At 73.1% G+C, this 3,596-nt stretch carries 5 protein-coding genes; 1 reads left to right on the top strand and 4 read right to left on the bottom strand.

Features of this window, described 5'->3' with window-relative positions; translation table 11 throughout:
* Positions 1-959, bottom strand: a 959-nt coding sequence (locus tag VGD85_RS20900; RefSeq protein ID WP_331065359.1) for a CehA/McbA family metallohydrolase, incomplete at its 3' end; no start/stop codon positions are given.
* A gap of 17 nt (positions 960-976) precedes the next feature.
* Positions 977-1,351, bottom strand: a complete 375-nt coding sequence (locus VGD85_RS20895; protein ID WP_331065358.1) for a hypothetical protein — start codon at positions 1,349-1,351, stop codon at positions 977-979.
* Positions 1,352-1,451: 100 nt separating this feature from the next.
* On the opposite strand from VGD85_RS20895, the gene VGD85_RS20890 reads away from it, so the two are divergent.
* A complete protein-coding gene (locus tag VGD85_RS20890) occupies positions 1,452-3,050 on the top strand; it encodes an alkaline phosphatase PhoX (RefSeq protein ID WP_331065357.1) in 1,599 nt (532 codons plus the stop codon).
* A 58-nt stretch (positions 3,051-3,108) separates the two neighbouring features.
* On the opposite strand, the gene VGD85_RS20885 is transcribed toward VGD85_RS20890, so the two are convergent.
* Both VGD85_RS20885 and VGD85_RS20880 read right to left on the bottom strand, forming a co-directional pair.
* The gene (locus VGD85_RS20885) at positions 3,109-3,252 is read right to left on the bottom strand and encodes a hypothetical protein (RefSeq protein WP_331065356.1); all 144 of its coding nucleotides are present in this window, start codon (positions 3,250-3,252) and stop codon (positions 3,109-3,111) included.
* Between the two features lie 47 nt (positions 3,253-3,299).
* A partial coding sequence (locus VGD85_RS20880) for an ABC transporter permease subunit (protein WP_331065355.1) occupies positions 3,300-3,596 on the bottom strand: 297 nt, incomplete at its 5' end.

Below are 3,596 nucleotides of genomic sequence, written 5' to 3'. Positions count from 1 at the left end.
CCGTTCCACACCTCGACCGCGTCGACCTCGGCGAAGCCGGGGTCGAAGTCCCAGCGGATCGAGGGGACGGGGATGTTGGGGTGCGCGGCGACCGACAGGCCGCCGAGGTCGCGGACCCGCTGGGTGAAGCCGGCCAGGCGGTCGTCCTCGGGGCGGTAGCGCCAGTCGATCCAGGTGCCGGCCGGCACGCCGGTCGCCAGCCAGTGCCCGGCCCGGGTCGTGACCTCCTCGCCGGGGATCACCAGGAGGTCGTCGGTCACGTACCGGCCCCAGGTCCGCTGGGCGGTGCTGGTGTTGTGCTCCGCGGTGCCGATGAAGTCGAGACCCGCCGCCCGGGCGTCCTCGACCACCGCGCGCTGGGTCTGCGCGCCGTCGGAGTGGACGGTGTGGACGTGCAGGTCGCCGCGGTACCACCCCGGTCCGGTGCCCGCGATCGCGCCCGGCGCCGGCGCCGGGTGGAAGGCCGGCCCGGGCCGCCCGAAGCGCAGCGTCACCCGCACCTCGTAGGGCACCCGGTCGCGGAGGATCTGGTAGGGGCCGAGCGCCACCCGCCACCGGCCGGGGGTGATCGGTCCCGGGAGGTAGCCGGGCGTCGCCGAGCCGCGGCTGATCCGGAACGACGACCGGGCCCCGCCGGACCAGCCGCGGAAGCCGGCGGCGTTGCCGAGGCCGATGCCGGAGGGGTCGAAGATGCCGATGTCGATGACGTTCGTGCTGAAGCCCCACCCGGTGTCCGACGGCGGCGGGTAGGAGTAGGAGACCTCGATCTGGCGCACGCCCTTCGGCACCCGGAACGGCAGGTAGCGCCAGTCCTCGGTGTCCGTGGGCGAGAAGTGACCTCGGAAGGTCTTCGTCACCGCCTCCCCGGCGGCGGCCGGCTCGAAGGTGACCAGGGCGGCGGTGGTGGCGATCCCGGCACCCGCCAGGAGCAGGCCACGACGATCGAGGTGGCTGGACATGGTGCGACCAGGATGGCTCAGCGCAGCGCGCGGCGTACGGCGAACCCGGTGATTGCGGCGCTCAGCAGCACCGATCCGGCGACCAGACCGGGCCAGACCCTCAGGTCGCCGTGCTCACGGAAGCCCCGCAGCGCGCGGTGGGACTGGTAGGAGAACGCCGCGCCGTTGCTCTCGCGGGAGAGCACGGAGGCCGAGCTCTGGAAGGACAGCACCGAGGCCGCCGACATCAGCGAGCCCACCGAGCCGGCCGACATCACCGAGCCGAGGCTGCCGAAGGACGCGACCGATCCGATGCTGCCGATCGACAGCACGGAGCCGTCCGACCACAGCGACAGGATCGAGCCGCGCGAGCCGTAGGACCACACGCCGCGCAGCGTAGCCCAGGTGTTCACGCCGCGGACGCCTGCCGGTCACGGCAGGCGTCGAGGCTCCGGATGTCCGGGTCGGGGGTCTCGGATCGGCACATCCACGGCTTCTCCCGAAAGGTTCATCGTGACACCTCAGCGCATCTCCCGCGCCGGCCTCGCCGGCGCGCTCCTGGCCGGCGGCCTCGCCGGCCTGACCGTCGCGCCGGCCATCGCGCACGGCGGCTCCGGCCACGGTGGCTCCGGCCACGACGGCCCGACGGTGGCCAACGTCCCGAGCGCCAACCCGCGATCGGGCGTCCAGAACAACGTGCTGACCTCCTCCGCCATGCAGAGCTCGGTCGCCTGGGGCGCGCTGCCGCTGGCCAACCCCGACACCGCCAACGGCGTCACCCACTACGGCTACAACACGCAGGCCGGCGGCCCGCTCACGCAGACCTCCGACGAGGCCCGCAAGACCGAGCCGGACAAGAACGTCTACCTCACCTTCGGCGGCCGGCACTACCTCTACCAGGGCCACGAGGGCGGCCCGCGCGGCTACGTCACCCGCATCGACCTCGACGAGCCCGACCCGGCCAAGCGGGTCACGCTGATCTCCGACGTCGACGACGCCGGCAACGCCTACCCGACGATCGACGGCATCACCTGGGACCCGTTCTCCCACCAGCTGCTGCTCACCGCCGAGGCCAAGGCGCCCAACGGCGGGGTCCTCGGCGTCGCCCTCGACGCGAACGGCGACGCCGTGGACGGCAAGGCCGTCCGGCTCGACGCGCTCGGCTCCGGCGGCTACGAGGGCGTGCAGAACGACAAGGACGGCAACGTCTGGCTGGTCGAGGACATCGGCGGCACCTCGGTGTCCGGCGGCAAGGCCCCGAACAGCTACGTCTACCGCTTCGTGCCCACCGACAAGGCCGACCTCACCCAGGGCGGAGCCCTGCAGGCGCTGCAGATCCTGCGCAAGGACGGCACCCCGGTGACCGCCGACCAGCTGCAGGCCGACCCGACCGACGCGTTCCTTGCCCAGCTGCACACCTACGGCACGTCGTTCAAGACCCGCTGGGTGACCGTCCACGACGGTGCCGCCGAGGCCTTCGACGCCACCGCCGCCGCGAAGGCGGCCGGCGCCACGCCGCTCAAGCGTCCGGAGAACGGCGTCTTCCGGCCGGGCACCGGGTTCCGCGAGTTCTACTTCACCGAGACCGGCGACACCAGCACCGCCAGCACGCTCCCCGGTGCGTACGGCGGGGTCTTCAAGGTGTCCCAGTCGAGCCCGAGCGCCGCCACCGGGACGATCTCGATCGCCGCGGTGGGCGACAAGGCGCACGCCGGCCTGGACAACATCGCGTTCCTCACCAAGGACGACCTGCTGGTCGTCGAGGACGCCGGCGACGGCCTGCACGCGCAGCGCGACGCCCTCGACTCCGGCTTCCTCTACGACCTCGGCGGCCAGCGCGGCCACCGGGCGGCCGGCCGGGACCGGGCCCCGCGGGCGGTGCGCTGGCTCGCCGAGGGTCGCGACGCATCCGCGACGTTCGACGCGACCAGCGGCCCGTCGTACAACGACGGCGACAACGAGATCACCGGCATCCACGTCTCCGACGGCGACCCGACGGCGGCCGGCCTGCTCGGCGCGAAGATCCCGAACCCGTGGTCGGCGACCTGGCGCACGTTCTGGACCCAGCAGCACGGTGACAACGTCACCTGGGAGGTCCACTGGCGCCGCTGACCCGGCACGCACGACCTCGGCCCGCCCGGCGCACGCCGGGCGGGCCGAGGTGTTTCGGTCAGGACTCGGTCGGCTGCGGCTCGGGTGCGTCGGGGACCCCGGTCTCCCCGGGCGCGACCGGGTCCGGTGCGGTCTCCGGGTCCGAGCCGGGGACGATGTCGGGGTCGATGGTCGGGTCGGGCTCGAACGGTGCGGTGGTCATGGCCGCCCGGTACCCGACGCGGTCCGAGGCACACCGGCCCGCGCCGGTCAGGCGTTGCGGCCGCCGTCGAGGTTGCCGGCCCGACTGGTGTCCACGGGGCTGCGCTCCCCGACGTACCGACGCTGGAGCCAGGTCGCCAGGGCCGTGAGCAGCAGGTTGCAGGTGATGTAGAGCGCGGCCAGGACGATCGCCGTCGGGACCTGGTTGAAGAACTCCAGATAGATCTGCTTGCCGACCGCGGTGAGACCGGGCGCGACGATGTAGTAGCCGAGGCTGGTGTCCTTGAGGGCCACCACGCACTGGCTGACGATCGAGGGGAGCATGATCCGGACCGCCTGGGGCAG

It is taken from the genome of Nocardioides sp. (assembly GCF_036401255.1).
GTDB lineage: Bacteria > Actinomycetota > Actinomycetes > Propionibacteriales > Nocardioidaceae > Nocardioides.
Note: the sequence above shows the minus strand (reverse complement) of the source record. Positions and strands in the feature narration are given on the sequence as shown.